Source organism: Curtobacterium pomorum (assembly GCF_044497295.1).
Lineage (GTDB): Bacteria > Actinomycetota > Actinomycetes > Actinomycetales > Microbacteriaceae > Curtobacterium.
Genome location: NZ_CP172409.1, coordinates 2,296,857 through 2,312,789 on the forward strand (window position 1 = coordinate 2,296,857; position 15,933 = coordinate 2,312,789).

Annotated in this window: 13 protein-coding genes; 1 reads left to right on the plus strand and 12 read right to left on the minus strand. The window is 72.2% G+C overall.

The features are described 5' to 3' along the window. Positions 1–95 precede the first annotated feature (95 nt). From ispG to ACGH48_RS11020, 7 genes are all read right to left on the minus strand, one after another. Positions 96–1,229, minus strand: coding sequence for a flavodoxin-dependent (E)-4-hydroxy-3-methylbut-2-enyl-diphosphate synthase (gene ispG / locus ACGH48_RS10990; RefSeq protein ID WP_111083888.1), 1,134 nt, complete (start codon positions 1,227–1,229; stop codon positions 96–98). Between the two features lie 74 nt (positions 1,230–1,303). Further along, on the minus strand, positions 1,304–1,864 hold the full coding sequence (locus ACGH48_RS10995; RefSeq protein ID WP_396288598.1) for a cysteine hydrolase family protein: 561 nt from the start codon (positions 1,862–1,864) through the stop codon (positions 1,304–1,306). After that, positions 1,861–3,333, minus strand: coding sequence for a purine-cytosine permease family protein (locus ACGH48_RS11000; RefSeq protein ID WP_396288600.1), 1,473 nt, complete (start codon positions 3,331–3,333; stop codon positions 1,861–1,863). The genes ACGH48_RS10995 and ACGH48_RS11000 overlap by 4 nt, the downstream gene beginning before the upstream one ends. A 24-nt stretch (positions 3,334–3,357) precedes the next feature. Next, complete coding sequence (locus ACGH48_RS11005; protein ID WP_185021336.1) at positions 3,358–4,692, minus strand: RIP metalloprotease; 1,335 nt, start codon at positions 4,690–4,692, stop codon at positions 3,358–3,360. 128 nt (positions 4,693–4,820) lie between these two features. Beyond that, on the minus strand, positions 4,821–5,903 hold the full coding sequence (gene dxr, locus ACGH48_RS11010; protein WP_340197606.1) for a 1-deoxy-D-xylulose-5-phosphate reductoisomerase: 1,083 nt from the start codon (positions 5,901–5,903) through the stop codon (positions 4,821–4,823). Between the two features lie 2 nt (positions 5,904–5,905). Next, positions 5,906–6,877 (minus strand): FKBP-type peptidyl-prolyl cis-trans isomerase, encoded by a 972-nt coding sequence (locus ACGH48_RS11015; RefSeq protein WP_222657829.1) that lies wholly within the window; start codon positions 6,875–6,877, stop codon positions 5,906–5,908. A gap of 6 nt (positions 6,878–6,883) precedes the next feature. Continuing rightward, on the minus strand, positions 6,884–7,393 hold the full coding sequence (locus tag ACGH48_RS11020) for an OsmC family protein (protein ID WP_260233016.1): 510 nt from the start codon (positions 7,391–7,393) through the stop codon (positions 6,884–6,886). Positions 7,394–7,450: 57 nt separating this feature from the next. On the opposite strand from ACGH48_RS11020, the gene ACGH48_RS11025 reads away from it, so the two are divergent. Next, positions 7,451–8,443: an asparaginase gene (locus ACGH48_RS11025; RefSeq protein WP_340197604.1), complete on the plus strand. Its 993-nt coding sequence runs from the start codon at positions 7,451–7,453 to the stop codon at positions 8,441–8,443. 5 nt (positions 8,444–8,448) lie between these two features. Here ACGH48_RS11025 and ACGH48_RS11030 read toward each other — a convergent pair whose 3' ends face one another. From ACGH48_RS11030 to ACGH48_RS11050, 5 genes are all read right to left on the minus strand, one after another. Continuing rightward, positions 8,449–9,135, minus strand: coding sequence for a hypothetical protein (locus ACGH48_RS11030; protein ID WP_396288604.1), 687 nt, complete (start codon positions 9,133–9,135; stop codon positions 8,449–8,451). Positions 9,136–9,205: 70 nt separating this feature from the next. Then, positions 9,206–11,071 carry a zinc-ribbon domain-containing protein gene (locus tag ACGH48_RS11035; protein ID WP_396288606.1) on the minus strand — a complete coding sequence of 622 codons (1,866 nt, stop codon included), beginning with the start codon at positions 11,069–11,071 and terminating at the stop codon, positions 9,206–9,208. Then, entirely contained in the window at positions 11,068–13,512 is a 2,445-nt protein-coding gene (locus ACGH48_RS11040; RefSeq protein ID WP_396288608.1) for a DUF3488 domain-containing protein, read from the minus strand. The genes ACGH48_RS11035 and ACGH48_RS11040 overlap by 4 nt, the downstream gene beginning before the upstream one ends. A gap of 11 nt (positions 13,513–13,523) precedes the next feature. Beyond that, positions 13,524–14,936, minus strand: a complete 1,413-nt coding sequence (locus tag ACGH48_RS11045) for a DUF58 domain-containing protein (RefSeq protein ID WP_396288610.1) — start codon at positions 14,934–14,936, stop codon at positions 13,524–13,526. Next, complete coding sequence (locus ACGH48_RS11050; RefSeq protein ID WP_123294288.1) at positions 14,933–15,904, minus strand: MoxR family ATPase; 972 nt, start codon at positions 15,902–15,904, stop codon at positions 14,933–14,935. The genes ACGH48_RS11045 and ACGH48_RS11050 overlap by 4 nt, the downstream gene beginning before the upstream one ends. Positions 15,905–15,933 lie beyond the last annotated feature (29 nt).

Genomic DNA, 15,933 nt, shown 5'->3' on the forward strand with positions numbered 1-15,933 from the left:
GTGCGGCGAGAGCCGCGCCGTGCCGCCTTCTGACCCTGCACCGAACCGTCAACCCGGCACAGAGTGACGGAATCCGCACGGTGCCGGAGCGCGGCCTACGGGGTGGTGATGACCTCGGGGCTGCCGAGCGCGGCCTCGGGGCCCATCTCGTCGGCGATGCGGTTCGCCTCGGCGATGAGCGTCTGCACGATCTCGTGCTCCGGCACCGTCTTGACGACCTTGCCCTTGACGAAGATCTGGCCCTTGCCGTTGCCCGACGCCACGCCGAGGTCGGCCTCGCGGGCTTCGCCCGGGCCGTTCACGACACAGCCCATGACGGCGACGCGCAGGGGGACGGACATGCCCTCGAGCCCCTTGGTGACGTCGTTCGCCAGCTGGTAGACGTCGACCTGGGCCCGGCCGCAGCTCGGGCAGGAGACGATCTCGAGCTTGCGCTCGCGCAGGTTGAGCGACTGCAGGATCTGCAGGCCGACCTTGACCTCTTGCGCGGGCGGCGCGGACAGGGACACGCGGATGGTGTCGCCGATGCCCTCGGCCAGCAGGATGCCGAACGCGGTGGCGCTCTTGATCGTGCCCTGGAACTCCGGGCCGGCCTCGGTCACACCGAGGTGCAGCGGCCAGTCACCGGCGGCGGCGAGCTGTCGGTAGGCCTTGACCATGACGATCGGGTCGTTGTGCTTGACCGAGATCTTGAAGTCGTGGAAGTCGTGCTCCTCGAACAGGCTGGCTTCCCACACGGCGGACTCGACGAGTGCCTCGGGCGTGGCCTTGCCGTACTTCTGCAGCAGGCTCGGCTCGAGCGACCCGGCGTTGACGCCGATGCGCAGGCTCACCCCGGCGGCCTTCGCTGCGGCGGCGATCGCGCCGACCTGGTCGTCGAACTTGCGGATGTTGCCCGGGTTCACGCGGACCGCGGCGCAACCGGCGTCGATCGCCTGGAACACGTACTTCGGCTGGAAGTGGATGTCGGCGATGACCGGGATCTGCGACTTCTTCGCGATGATCGGCAGCGCGTCGGCGTCTTCCTGCGTCGGCACGGCGACCCGGACGATGTCGCAGCCGGACGCCGTGAGCTCGGCGATCTGCTGCAGCGTCGCGTTGATGTTCGTCGTCGGGGTCGTGGTCATCGACTGGACGGACACCGGAGCGTCGCCGCCCACGAGCACCTTGCCGACCCGGATCTGGCGCGACTTGCGTCGGGGGGCGAGGGTTTCGGGCGACTTGGGCATACCGAGGTTCACAGCGGGCACGTGAGCACTCTACGCGCTCGCTCTGGTCGACCAGCCCCGGTCACACCGGACGTTCAGAGCCGCGAGGCGTCGTCCACCACGGTGATGAGCGGCGCGTACAGCCGCATCACGTCCAGCGCCCGCTCGTGGTCCGCGTCGCTCGCTCCGGCGCACGCGTCCGCGACGACCGTCACGGTCGCTCCGGCGTCCGCAGCAGTGAGGGCGGTCGACAGGACACAGCAGTCGGTCGAGACGCCCGTCAGCACCAGGTGCGGGTGGTCACCGACGACTGCCTGGAGGCCCGTCCCCCACTTGCCGAAGCTCGGCTCGGTCACGACGGGGTCGTTGCGATCCCCTGCCGCACTCGCGAAGGGTTCGGTCAGCGCGTACAGCGGATCGGCGTCCGGCACGAGGGCGAAGGGCCACTCGCGGTAGTACGGCACCCAGGCGCCCTGCGGGCGCTGGGGCGCGACGAACCGGGTGAACACCGTGCGGCCGGTGAACCGGGGCAGCAGACGTTCGATGCCGGCACCGGCGTGGTCGTACCGCGGGGCGGCCCACGGGGACTCCCCCGTGAAGACCTGCTGCATGTCGATGACGACGAGCCAGGCATCGTCGGGGACGATCGTGCTCACCGCTGTGCTTCCTGGCGCCGGACGGAGCCCCGGGCGAACAGCAGGGTGCCGAGGAACCCGACGACCAGGGCGACCAGCACTCCGAGGTTCGCGTAGGCCCAGGCACCGTCGCGTCCGCCGAGCCCGAACGGCTCGAGCAGGTAGCCCTGCCACGACAGCCACGCCGGCGACGCCAGCGTCACCAGGCCCCACCCGAGCGCCGTGCCGACCGCGACCAGGGCGATCGCACCCCACCGGACGTCGCCGTACCGGCCGTGACGGTCGTCGAGCTCGCCCTCGGCGTACGCCGCGCGACGCAGCAGGACGTCCGCGACGAAGATGCCGGCCCACACCGCGATCGGCACGCCGAGGGTGATGAGGAACGCCTGGAACGGCTTGGCGAAGCCCGTCGCGAAGAAGACGATGTAGATCGCACCCGCCACCATGAACACACCGTCGACCCCGGCGGCGACCGGCCGCGGGATCTTCACGCCGACGCTCAGCAGCGCGAGGCCCGACGAGTAGATGTCGAGCACCGCGCCGCCGACGAGCCCGAGGATCGCGACGAGGGCGAACGGGATGAGGAACCACACCGGCAGGATCGTGGTGAGCGCGCCGATCGGGTCGTCCTGGATCGCGGCGTTCAGGTCTGGTGACGAGCCGGCGAGCAAGACACCGAAGACCACGAGGATCGCTGGTGCCAGCGCTCCACCGAAGGTCGTCCAGCCGACGACTCCCCCGGTGGACGACGACCGCGGCAGGTACCGCGAGTAGTCGGCCGCGGCGTTCACCCAGCCCAGCCCGAAGCCGGTCATCACGAGCACGAGCGCACCGATGAACTGCTGGCTGCTGCCCGTCGGCATCGCGGCGATCGCGGCGAAGTCGATGGACGGCACCGCGAGCACGACGTAGACGACGGTGAGCACCCCCGTGATGACCGTGATCCAGGTCTGCAGGCGCATGATCACGTCGAAGCCCGCGACGCCGGCCCCGACCACGAGCGCGGCGACCACGACGAGGGCGACGACCTTCGTCAGCACCCCGCCGTCCGAGCCGAGCTCGGTGAACACCGTCGAGGTCGCGAGGACCGCCAGTGCGGCGAGGGCCGTCTCCCACCCGACGGTGAGGATCCAGCTGAGGAACGAGGGCAGCCGGTTGCCGCGGACCCCGAAGGCCGCGCGGCTCAGCACCATCGTCGGCGCCGACCCGCGTTTGCCGGCGATCGCGACGATGCCGCACAGCAGGAACGAGAACACCACCCCGATGACCGAGACGACGGTGGCCTGCCAGAACGAGATGCCGAACCCGACGACGAAGGACCCGTAGGCGATGCCGAGGACGGAGATGTTCGCCGCGAACCACGGCCAGAACAGTCCCCGCGGGGTGCCCTTGCGGTCGGACTCGGCGATGACGTCGAGGCCCTGTCGTTCGACGGTGCGGACCTCGGGCGCGGCGGTGGTGGGCCCGGAGTTCGTGGGCGCTGTGCTCATCCGCTGAGCGTAGCGCCGGAGCGACTACCCGAACAGGTTCACGGGCCGCACGATGTCGGCGTAGATCAGCAGCGCGCTCATCCCCGCCAGCAGCACCACGACGACCATCGTGAGCGGCATCGTCTTCGCCAGGTCGATGGGGCCCGGGTCCGCCTTGCCGACGAGCTTGAAGGATCGTCGCTTGATCGCCTCCCACAGGGCGCCGGCGATGTGCCCGCCGTCGAGCGGCAGCAGCGGCACCATGTTCAGCACGAACAGGCCGATGTTCAACGAGGCCAGCAGCCCGAGGATCGTGTACGCCTTGTCGACCACCGGCACGCCGCTCATCGACGAGACCTCGCCGATCGCGCGGCCGACACCGACGACCGACACGGGGCTGTCCTGCGACCGCTCCTGCGCGCCGAACGCAGCGTTCCAGACGGCCACGAGGCGCTGCGGCAGGTCGATGATGAGGTGCGCCGACGCGGAGATCTGCGCACCCGTCGCGGGCAGGACCTCGGCCGGCGACTGCCGCACGAGCGACTGCCCGATGCTGACGCCGACGACACCGACCCGCTGGGTCTTCGTCGTGCCGTCGTCGTTCGTGACGACCTTGCCCTCGGCATCGTAGACGTCACGGGTGGCGGTCGTCGGGGTGATCTCGAGCGTCTTCCGGGCGCCGTCGCGCTCGACGACGACCGTGACCTGCTCGCCGGCGGACTCCTGGAAGACCTCGGAGACGCGCGCGATGGTCGGGTCCTGCTCGCCGTTCACCGAGAGCACGACGTCGCCGGACGCGATGCCGGCCTGCTTCGCCGGCGACTCCGGGTCGCCCGAGGTGCACTCGGTCGCCTGGCTGGTCGGCAGGACGCAGTCGACGCTCGACGTGAAGGTCGTGGTCGGTGATCCGAAGCCGCACAGCAGCACGCCGAACAGCACGATGCCGATCACCAGGTTCATCGCGGGGCCCGCGACCATCACGATGATGCGCTTCCAGGGGGTGAGTCGGTAGAAGGCACGGGAGTCGTCGCCGCCCGAGTCCGCGATCTGCTCGGCGCTGGCCTGGCGGGCGTCCTGCACGAACGCCCCGTACATGCCGGTGTTCGTGATCGCACTCGGACGGCCGGAGGCACGCGGCTTGAGCATGCCGACCATCGAGATGTACCCGCCGAGCAGGATCGGGCGGATGCCGTACTCGGTCTCGCCCCGCTTGAACGACCACATGGCCTTGCCGAACCCCAGCGAGTACTGCGTCACCTTGACGTTGAACAGCTTCGCGAAGGACAGGTGCCCCAGCTCGTGGAGTCCGATCGAGACCAGCAGGCCGATGATGAAGACGACCACGCCGAGGACGAAGAGCAGGACGGATTCGACGGTCACCGGGAAAGGGTACGGGACGGTTGCCATGACGGAGCCGAGCGCCGTCTGAGAGGCGAGCTGGGCCTCCAGGCCTGCGCGTCACGTCCGCGGTCTGCCGCCTCCGCGTCGGACGGGAGGCGCGACTCGCGTCAGCGGGTCAGCGCGCGGTCCGCCGCAGCGCGGGCCCAGTGCTCCGCCGCCAGCACGCCGTCGAGTGACGGCTCCCCCGCCGTGTGCTCCTCGACGACGCGCTCCACCGTGTCGACGATGTCCAGGAAACCGATCGCACCGGCGTGGAACGCGGTGACCGCCTGCTCGTTCGCGGCGTTGAACACGGCCGGGAACGTGCCGCCCAGCTCACCCACCCGCTTGGCGAGGGCGACGGCGCCGAAGGCGTCCTGGTCGAGCGGCTCGAACGTCCAGGTGCTCGCCGTGGTCCAGTCGAGCGGCACGCCGACGCCGGGCACCCGGTCCGGCCAGGCGAGACCGAGCGCGATGGGCAGGCGCATGTCCGGCGGCGAGGCCTGGGCGATGGTGGAACCGTCGACGAACTCGACCATCGAGTGCACGATCGACTGCGCGTGCACCGTGACGTCGATGCGTTCGTAGGGCACGCCGAAGAGCAGGTGCGCCTCGATGACCTCGAGCCCCTTGTTGACGAGCGTGGCGGAGTTCGTCGTGACGACGAGACCCATGTCCCACGTCGGGTGCGCCAGCGCCTGCGCGGGCGTGACGTCGCGGAGGTCCGCACGCGTGCGACCACGGAACGGTCCGCCGCTCGCGGTCAGGACGAGGCGCTGCACCTCGGCGTCGGCACCGGAGCGGAGCGCCTGCGCGATCGCCGAGTGCTCGCTGTCCACGGGGACGATCTGGCCCGGCGCTGCAGCCTGCTGCACCAGGGAACCGCCCACGATGAGGCTCTCCTTGTTGGCGAGCGCGAGGGTCGCACCGGTCTCGAGTGCCGCGAGCGTCGGTCCGAGGCCGACCGAGCCCGTGATGCCGTTCAGGACGACGTCGGCCTCGACGCTGCGGACGAGCTGCTCGGACTCCTGCGCCCCGAACGCCGTGTCGCGCACACCGAACCGGGCGGCCTGCTCGGCGACCAGGTCGCGGTTGCTGCCGGCGGTCAGGCCGACGACCTCGAACCGGTCGGGGTTGCGGGCGACGACGTCGAGCGCCTGCGTGCCGATCGAGCCGGTGCTGCCGAGGACGACGATGCGGCGCCGCGCCACGGTCAGCCCTTCGCGAGGATGTCGACCACGAAGACGAGGGTGGCGTTCTTCGGGATGCCCGAGCCCTCCTGCGGGTTCGCACCGTAGGCGTCCTCCGGCGTGGCGACGATCAGCACCTGGGAACCGACCTTCTGGCCGACGAGCCCGGTGACGAAGCCCTTGATGAGCGCGCTCTCGGAGACCGTGAAGGTCGTCGGGGCACCCTTCGACCACGAGGAGTCGAACTCCTTGCCGGTGCTGTAGACGACGCCCTTGTACTGCACGAGGGCGGTGTCGCCGTCGGCGATGGACGCGCCGTCGCCCTGCTTGAGGACCTCGACGGTCGTCTTCGTCGGGGCCTTCACGCCGTCGGGGATCGTGATCTCCGGCTCGCCGGACGCCTTGTCCTTGACCGTCGGCAGGCCGGGATCCTGGTCCTGCGGGGTGCCGTTCGCCTTGGTGGGGGTCTGTGCGACGACGTCCGCGACCACGACGATCTCGCCGCCGGTGTTGAACCCGAGCGCCGACGACTGGCCGACCGCGGCGACGCGGTCGCCGACCTTCGAGCAGGCGAGCAGGGCTCCGAAGCCCGAGCCGCCGACGGACAGGACCTGCGGGTTGCCCTCGTCGAAGCCGACGGTGCCGAGCTTCTTGGCGTCGGACGCCTCGTAGACCGTGTACGACACCTGGGCGTAGTCGCCCTCGTCCAGCGACGCGCCCTTGCCCGTCACGAGCTTGGTGGCCTGCGGGGTCTTCGCCGACAGGCCGGCCTCGAACTTGACCGTCGGGGCCTTCGCGCCGCCGAACGAGCCGGTCGCACGGATCGCGTCGGACGACTTGCCTGGGTCCGGGCAGGACGTGATCGCCGAGGCGGTGGCACTGGCGGTCGGGGTCGGCGACGCCGTGGACCCGTCCGAACCGGAGCCGGAGCATGCGGCGAGTCCCAGCACGACGGCGGGGACGAGGGCGATCGGGAGCAGGCGCAGACGCTTCACGGGACCCTAGTCTGCCCCACGTGCCGAAGAGTCCCCTGCCAATGTCGCGGCACGGACGACCGTCTCGGCCTCGTGGTGCACCGGGAAGGCGACGGAGCGTGCGATGAAGCAGAGCTGGTTGGCGGTGGCGTGCGCGGCCTCGGCATCGGCGACGCGGTCGGCCTCGAGGATCGTCACGACCGGGTGCAGGGTCGCCCCGGTGAGCTCGCCCGAGCCGTCGCGGTTCAGGTTCAGCGACGCCGTGGCCGTGTCACGGTAGTCGACGACGGTGAAGCCCTGGGTGACCGCGACGTGCAGGTAGCTGAGCATGTGGCACTGGGCCAACGCCGCGACGACGAGTTCCTCCGGGTTCCAGCGGTCGCGGTCACCGCGGAACGTGGGGTCGGCGGAGCCGGGCACGTCGGGCTTACCGACCGCCGACACGACGTGGTCGCGGCCGTAGTCGCGGTAGCCGGAGGTACCGGTGCCGCGGTCCCCCGTCCAACTGACGGAGACCTCGTAGGTGTGGTCCTGCACGCGGGTGCCCCTTCGTCGGCGTCGCTGGCGGTCGTCCGCCCTGGCTAGCATGGCGGCATGACGGTGAGCCACGAAGTCCGCACTGATCGCCATCCTCTCACCGCCGACGGGTCGGTCGAACTCGCGGTCCTCGACCGGTCCGGGTTCGACGAGAGCCGGCACATCGGCGCCGGGGTCGTGGTCGACTCCGCGGGAGCCGTGGTCGACTCGGTCGGCGACGCCACCGCCAGCATCTACCCGCGCTCGACGATGAAGCCGTTCCAAGCCCTCGCCGTCCGCCGCGCCGGTGCCCTGTTCTCCGACGAGGAACTCGTCCTCACCACCGCGAGCCACGCCGGCACCGCCGCGCACCAGGCCCTCGCCCTGCACATGCTCGAGTCGTTCGACCACGTCGAGGCCGACCTCGGGTGCCCGCCGGACATGCCCTTCGACCGCGCGACCGGCCGGACGATGGACGGTCCCCGACGCCTGGCGATGAACTGCTCGGGCAAGCACGCCGGCATGCTCGCCGCCTGCCGCGTCAACGGCTGGGACGAGGCGACGTACCTGGACATCGAGCACCCGATGCAGCAGCGTGTCCGCTCGGTGGTCGAGGAGTACACGCACGAGACGGTGGACCTGGTGGGCACCGACGGCTGCGGCGCCCCCGTGTTCCCGCTCACGCTGACCGGACTCGCACGCGGCTTCGCCGGTGTCGTCGCCCGTGCCGACGACGACTCCGCGGCGCTGACCGACGCCGTCCTGGCGCACCCGTGGGCGATCGACGGCGTCGGGCGGGCGAACACCGTCACGATCGAGCGACTGCAGGTCCTGGCGAAGCTCGGTGCCGAGGGCGTCATGGTCATGGGGCTCCCCGGCGGTGCCGCGGTCGCGGTGAAGGTGTTGGACGGATCGCAGCGCGCGGGCACCCTCGCAGCACTGGCCCTGTTGCAGCGGAACGGGTTGGTGGGTGCCGACGGCGTGGCCGAGGTGCTCGCGGCGACCGGTGAGCAGGTGCTCGGCGGTGGTGTGCCGGTCGGCGCGGTCCGGGTCGGCTCCGGCCTGCGCTGAGGCCCTCACCCGACGAGCTCCGGCAGTAGCGGGAGCACCGGTGTGAGCGTGACACCGCGTCGGTCGGGTGGGCGACGGACGGTGCAGCCGTAGCGGGTGACCTCGACCGCGGCGTCCCAGAGCCGTGGCATCGCGCCGAGGCCCGGCACGAGCACGACCGTGCCGCTCGGACGTCCGGACCGGTCGAGCCGCGCGAGCACCGCCGTGCCGTCGGGCAGCGCCGTGCCGTCAGGCACCGCCGCGCCGGCGGGCAGCGCCGCGGTCTCGCCGGCGGGGGTCTCGAGTCGGCCGGCCGTGCGGAGGTCGTCGCACGGGTCGGCGGTGGCACGGAGCTGTCCGGCGATCGCCTGGAACACCGCGGCGGCCAGTGCCCCGGTGCCGACGACCACGAGGTGACCGGTCGTGTCGGTCTCCCACGGGACACCGTCCGGGCCGTGGCCGAGCAGGAGCCGTCCGGGTGCGCTCGCACGGAGGGGCTCGACCGTCGCTGCGGAGTCGTCGCCGGACAGCGACTCCGGTTCGTGGCGTCCGTCCGCACTGGACCGGTACAGCAGGACGTCGAGCACCGCGCAGCACCCGGCGGCTGCGAACACCACGGGACGGGAGGCGCCGTCGAGCGGCGCGAACACCCCGGCGAGCACGAGCACGACGGCGGTCCCGACCAGGACGCACCGAGCAGCGAACGGGGTCATGCCTCCATCGCACCAGAAGCGCGACGGTGCGGGGGCGGCCCCGACCGATCTGTGGAGAAGGTCGGGATCGCTACTGCACGAGGAAGAACTGCTCGCCGATGTCCACGCGTGCACCGCGCTCCACGCGGTAGCGGCGCCCCGGCTCGCACCGGCGGATCGAACCGTCGATGTGCCGGACGACGGTGCCGTTGCCGGAGAACCGATCGGACACCCACAGGTCGTCGCCGTCACGACCGAGTTCGAGGTGGGTCTTGGAGACCGACTTGCCCGGGTCGTGGACGGTCAGCAGGTCGTCGTAGCGCTCCCCCGGCTGCGGACGCGGCAGACGGCCGAGCAGTCCGGTGCCGTGCACGCCGAAGCGCTCGCCCGTGCTGAAGTGCAGCAGGAACGGCGCACGCGTCGGGGTCTTCGAGACGATGCGGGTCTCGTCGACGTCCTCGTCGAGTTCGTCGGCGTCCGCGCTGGCCTCAGGACGCTCCGACGGCGGGAGCGGAACCTCAGGCGTCGTCGCCCCGGGAACCGGTGGCAGCGGCGCGGCGAGCGGAGTCTGCGCCGTCGGAGCCCAGGACCGTTCGGCCCCCTGTGACTCGCCGGACCCTGCCGCATCACCGGGTTCGGACGGCTCGGTGACCGGCGCCGCGTGTGCGCCGCGGGGACGCCCACCCGGCCGCGATGCCTCGCTGTCCGGCAGGGCCGACTCGTCGTCGGCAGCGCCGTCGTCGGCAGCGCCGTCGTCGGCAGCGCCGTCGTCGAGCGTGATCTCGTCGGCAGCGGTCTCGTCGGCAGCGGTCTCGCCGACCGGGATCTCGTCGTCCGGCACGGCTGCCGACGACGATCCGCCCGCTCCGGCCGATTCCTCGCCGGAGTGCTCGGTCGCCCAGTCCGGACGCGCCATGGGCAGCGGCACGACCGGCCCGGTGAAGGCGGCGGTCACGGCAGGCCGGACGGCACCGCACTCGCCGCAGAAGATGTCGTCCGGCTCGAGGCGGTTGCCGCAGACGTGGCAGATGGTCGTGGCGTGCATTCCCGGCGTCACGAGGGGTGCGGGCCGCGGCGGTCGGCGGTCGATCAGCGGCTCGACCACGGCGGTGTCCCCCGGCTGTGGCGGGGACACGACGGGCGCAGCGGCGGACTGTTCGCCGGCGCCGTTCGGTCCGGGCGCATCCGCGTCGGACCCCGCGGGGGCAGACGCGTCCTGCGTGGCGTCAGCCGAGGAGGTGTCGGCGTCACCGACGGCGTCGCGACCAGACGTGGTCGGGATCGGCGGCACGACGGGTACGTCGGGTTCCGACGGCGCCCCGGGTTCCGCTGCGGCGTCCGGCTCGACTGCGGCGCCTCGACCGACCCACCACGAGGGGCCGCTCGGAGCGGCGGTCGGGGTGGGAGCGACGGGCGGCGCCCACACCGGTGCCGGGGCCTCGTCGGGCGCCGGGGTCGCGGGGCGCTCGTCGACGGGGGCCAAGCGCGTGCGCTCGGGGTCGTCGGCCAGGGCGTCTGCGGGCTCGGACCAGTAGGCGTCCGGGTCGAGCGGCGGTTCGTCCTGAACAGGTGCGGCGCCGGGCTGCGCGGCCGCGTTCGACCAGTCGCCGAGGCCCGAACCCGAACCGTGCACGTGCGACGGTGCCTCGCGCGGGGCGAGGTCGTCAGGGCGCTGGACCGGCACGGCTGCCGGGGGCTCGGTGTCGCGGCGGTCGGCACCGGTCAGCCAGGCGCGGGTGGCGGGGTCGAGGGTCGACTCGGGCAACCACGCGTCGGCGGCCGGATCGGAGCGACGTCCGTGGGCGTCGGGCTGCTGCAGGGGCGGTGGCGGAGCCTGCTCGACGGGGGTCGGAGCGACCGGCCGGCGGCTCGCCCCGGCGGTCACCGCGCGTCCGCACTCACCGCAGAAGATCGCCCCGTCCGGGAGCATCGATCCACAGTGTTCGCATCTGATCACGGTCTGCCTCTGTCCTCACTCGGCCGTCCACGACGCTCGTCAGGCCTCCGGCCATCGTAGTCACCGCGTCTCGCCGAGCCCTGACCGGTCGTCCCGCGCGGTCGATCGGGTCCGCGCAGGGACCGGAGCGACACGGCGGTGCGGAACCGCTCACGCCGCGTCCGACCGGCACGCAGGGTCCCGACGGCGTCGTCCGTCGCCGACCACATCCGGTCGGCAGCGACCTGGTCGACGTCGCTCGGTCCGAACACCGCCCGGTCCGCGAGCGCGGCCAGTCCGGCCCCGCCCTCACCCGGGGCGCCGGCGACGGTCTCGCGCCGGGTGGCCGATCCGGCGACGTCGTGCCCGCGGTCGAGGAGCGCGTCGCGGTACTCGTCCCACGCGCCGACGATGCGGCCGCGTGGCGTCGGTGCGCGACGACGCCGACGACGACGGATCCGCTTCAGCAGGACGATCACGCCGAACGGCAGGAGGACGAGCGCGATCAGCCCGAGCGCACCGAGCACCCAGGGCAGTGCCGCCAGCAGGATCTGCAGCCACAGCGGCTGCACGGGCGGCGTGTTCCGGTCGCTCTGCGGCGGCGCCTGCTGGTCCTGGTCCTGCTGGTCCACCGGGGGCGGCGGCACGACGGTCTCGGGGCGGGTCACCGGCTGCGGCGTCTGCTGCTGCTCGTTCGGGATCTCGCGGACGCTCGGGTTCGGGTTGAGCATCACCCATCCCCACTGCGCGGTGTCGACCTCGATACGGGCCGTGACATCCGAGCCGCGGAAGGTGGTGGTGCCGCCACTCGCCGACGCCCCGGCGGACCCGGAGTCGCCGCCGGCGGTGAAGCCCATGACGACCCGGGCCGGGAACCCGAGCTCGTCGGCCATGAGCGCTGCGGCGGCCGCGTACTGCTCCTGGTCGCCGATCATCAGCGGCGACGTCAAGAGCTCCTGGATGCGGTCGGCACCGTGCCCGGAACGGCTCATCCGGTCGTCTCCGACGCCGTGGCTGACGTAGCCGTTGCGCTTGAGGGCCTGGATCACCGCGACCAGCTTCGCTCCCGACGACGCATCGGCGTCGGTCGTGGCCTCGACCGTCTCGCGGACGGCGTCCGGCACGTCGCGCACCGTCGGGACCGCTGCGCTCCCGGGGCGAGCCGCCTCGAGCTGCGCGTCAGTCGGCTGGTCCGGCACCACGGCGATGAGGTCGTACGAGGTGCCGTCACGGACACCGCCGACCACGGCACCGGTCTGCGTCGAGCCGTTGTAGAAGAAGGACCCGCGCTCGTCATCGGCGTCGGCACCGGTGAACTCGACGCGCTCCAGGTCGCCCACCGTCGGCAGCCAGACCCCGCTGTAGCCGTCGACGGTCACCCCGACGCGCACCCTCGTGCCGTCCACGCCGCGGACGTCGACCGACGTCGGGACGCGCTCGAAGGTGCCCGACGCCGAGGAGCCGTCCGACCCGCCGACGCGGTAGACCACGCCGTCGTAGGTGTCGAGCGTCGCGATGCGCACGAACCCGTTCTCCGGCAGCCCGGTGACCCGGAGCTGTGCCGTGTCCGCGGCGCTCCGCTCCTCGTACGCCCGGAATCCGCTGAGCGGGCTGACGTAGTCGCGCGGGTCGAAGGGCTTGACGACGTCGGTCCGGGCGACGGTGCGCTCGTTCCCGGGCGGTGCGACCAGTCCGAGCCCGGTGGCGACGACGGCCGCCGCCACGATCGTGCCCGTACCGACGAGCGCAGGGCGCACGACGGACCGTGCGATCGGCACCGCCGACCCGATCGTGGTCGCGACGGCGACCGCGCGACGCGCGTGCCGCACCGTCAGCGCCCAGACGAGCGCGATGGCGACGAGCACGACGGCCGTCACGATCGACGTGTCCAGCCGACTCGGCCCGACGACCACCCCGACCGCGAACAGCACCAGTGCCGGGATGCTCGCGAGTTCCTGCCTGGAGGCCCGGGTCGCCACGCTCACGGCCGTCACCGTGGCGACGAGGAGCGTCACGAAGTACGGCACGAGGAGCGCCTCGTACGACCCGACCGGCAGGCTGATGGTCACCAGCTGCTTCCACCCGAGCGCGACACCGGCGAACAGCGCGAGCAGGCCCGGCCCCGTGGGCAGGACCCCGTTGGCCTGCCCGGGAACGGCCGCGGGCACACCGGCGAGCGTGAACGCCGCCACCGTCGCGATCGCCACGACGACGAGCGGCAGACGCAGGACCGCGCCGACGAGGGCGACGAGCGTGCCGAAGACGATCGCGGTCACCGCCGCGACGATCATCGAGTCGTCGCGGTAGACCGGCCACCAGGACACGCTCGCGACCGCGAGCAGGAGCCACACGACGAGGGTCCCGCCGGCGAGACGGAACGGCGCGAGCCGTCGGGCATCGCGGCGATGGGAACGGCGGGTCGACCGGCGAGCACGCTCCGCCGGCGGCGTCGGAGTGGTCACCGGAGCGGCGCTCACGCTGCGGCCGATCGGTGGAGGGCGTGCCGGAGGTCGTCCAGGTACCCGATGGTCATCACGGTCAGCCCTGCGACGCGCAGGAACCGCGGCTGCGCTTCGGGCTCGCAGATCACCGCGACGACCTCGACCCCGACCGGGAAGCGCGTCGCCGCGAGCCGGAGTGCCGGCAACCCGATCGTCGAACCGACGACCAGGAACGCCACCGAGATGCCCTCGGTGTCGCTGCCGACGATCCGCGAGACCTCGGCGATGGGCAGGCAGGCATCGGCGAGTCCGACCGAGGCGAAGTCGTCGAGGAGGCGTGTGGGGGTGACGGTCGGCAGGGTCCGCACCGCGTAGACCGCGCGCTTCGCGAACTCCGGGGTGCGTTCGGACACGACGACCGAGACCTCCCGGCCGTCACGGATCGCGCGGGCACCGAGCGACGCCGCCGCGCTCACCGCGAGCTCGAACTCCTCGTCGTCCCCGAACTCCGACCGGGCGATGCCGAGCGCCACGACCAGGTGCGAGCGGCGCGTGTCCTCGAACTGGCGCACCATCAGGGCGCCCGACTTCGCCGTCGACTTCCAGTGGATGGTCCGGGGGTCGTCACCGGGCATGTACTCGCGGATGGCGTGGAAGGCGATGTCGGCCGGTGACAGGTCGGTGGTCGCCTGCCCCTCGAGGTCGCGCACCAGCCCCGTGCTCGTCGACGGGATCGCGATCGTGCGAGGGTGCACGATGACCTGCTCGCGCGCTGTCCACACGACCTCGCGACGGACGAGACCGACCGGGTCGGCGCGGACACCGGTGACCGGACCCACGTCGAGCACGCCGCGGCGCACGGTCGGCACCGGCACCAGCTGCTCGAACGTGCCGTGCGCGCCGATCGCCGGGATCGCGACGTCGACCAGACCCGGACCGACCGGCACCTCGACCGTCGTCGGCACCGAGGGCAGGCGCGTCGGGTTCTCCGCGGTGACCACCACACCGGCCTCGTCGCCGACCGCCACCCGGTGCTGCGGCAGGCGCATCCGGATCACCAGACGAGTCCGGCCGATGAGCGCGATCGCCGCCACGACGACCAGCACCGCCCCCGCGAAGCCGACGACGACGATCTCGCGCAGGCCGAACCGGTAGCCGGCGACGAACGCGACGAACGTGAGCGCGGCGACCGTCCAACCGAGCCCGGTGACGACGGACGAGACCTCGCCCCAGGAACGCTTGACGAGCCTCCAGGCCGTCGCCCAGATCCGGACGATCCCGACGACCGCATCCGCGGCGACGCCTTCGCGGTCACCGACGATCCGCGAGCGGACGTTGGTCAGGCCGGCGACCGTCCCCGTGCGCTCGTACGCCGTCGTCCCGCGACGCGACCGCGTCGAGGACGGACGGCGCGAGCGCGTGGAGACGGGCCGGCGGTCCGTCACGTCGTGACTCGGTCGGCGGGCGGCGGCGTCTCCACCAGCAGCTGCGCGATGACGCTCGGCGCGCTGACACCGTCGAACTCCGCCTCGGCGTCGAGCACCAGGCGGTGCGCCAGCACCGGCACGGCGAGGGCCTTGACGTCGTCCGGGGTGACGTAGTGGCGGCCGCTCAGCGCAGCGAGCACACGTGCCGACCGGATGAGACCCATGGCGCCGCGGACACTGACGCCGAGGCGGACCTCGCTGGCCGAACGCGTCGCGTCGACCAGCCGTGCGACGTAGTCGGCGATGACGGCGTCGACGTGCACCGTGCGCGCCAGCGCGGCCATCTCGGTGATCGTCGCCGCGGGCACCACGCTCGCGAGCGGCACCGATGCCGACGGCGCCGACGAGGTCTCGAGGATCTTCACCGTGGCGGCGTGGTCGGGGTAGCCGATCGAGGTCTTCATGAGGAAGCGGTCGAGCTGCGCCTCGGGCAGGCGGTACGTGCCGGCCTGCTCGATCGGGTTCTGCGTCGCGATGACCATGAACGGGGCCGCCAGGCGGTGGTTCACACCGTCGACGGTGATCGCCGACTCCTCCATCGCCTCGAGCAGGGCCGACTGCGTCTTCGGGCTCGCACGGTTGATCTCGTCGGCGAGGACGATGTTGGCGAAGACCGGGCCGCGGTGGAAGTCGAACTCCTGGGTGCGCTGGTCGTAGACGCTGATGCCGGTGATGTCGCCGGGCAGCAGGTCGGGGGTGAACTGGATGCGGTTCGTGGTCCCCTGCACGCTCTGCGCCATCGCCCGCGCCAGGCTCGTCTTGCCCGTGCCGGGGACGTCCTCGAGCAGCAGGTGCCCCTCGCTGAGCATCGCCGTCACCGCGAGGCGGATCACGAACGTCTTCCCGAGGAGCACCTGCTCGACGTTGGTCACGATGCGGCCTGCGACGTCGGCGAACCAGGTGGCCTGCTCCGGGGTCATGCTCATGCGTGGTCGTTCCTCGTTCTCGGGGATGG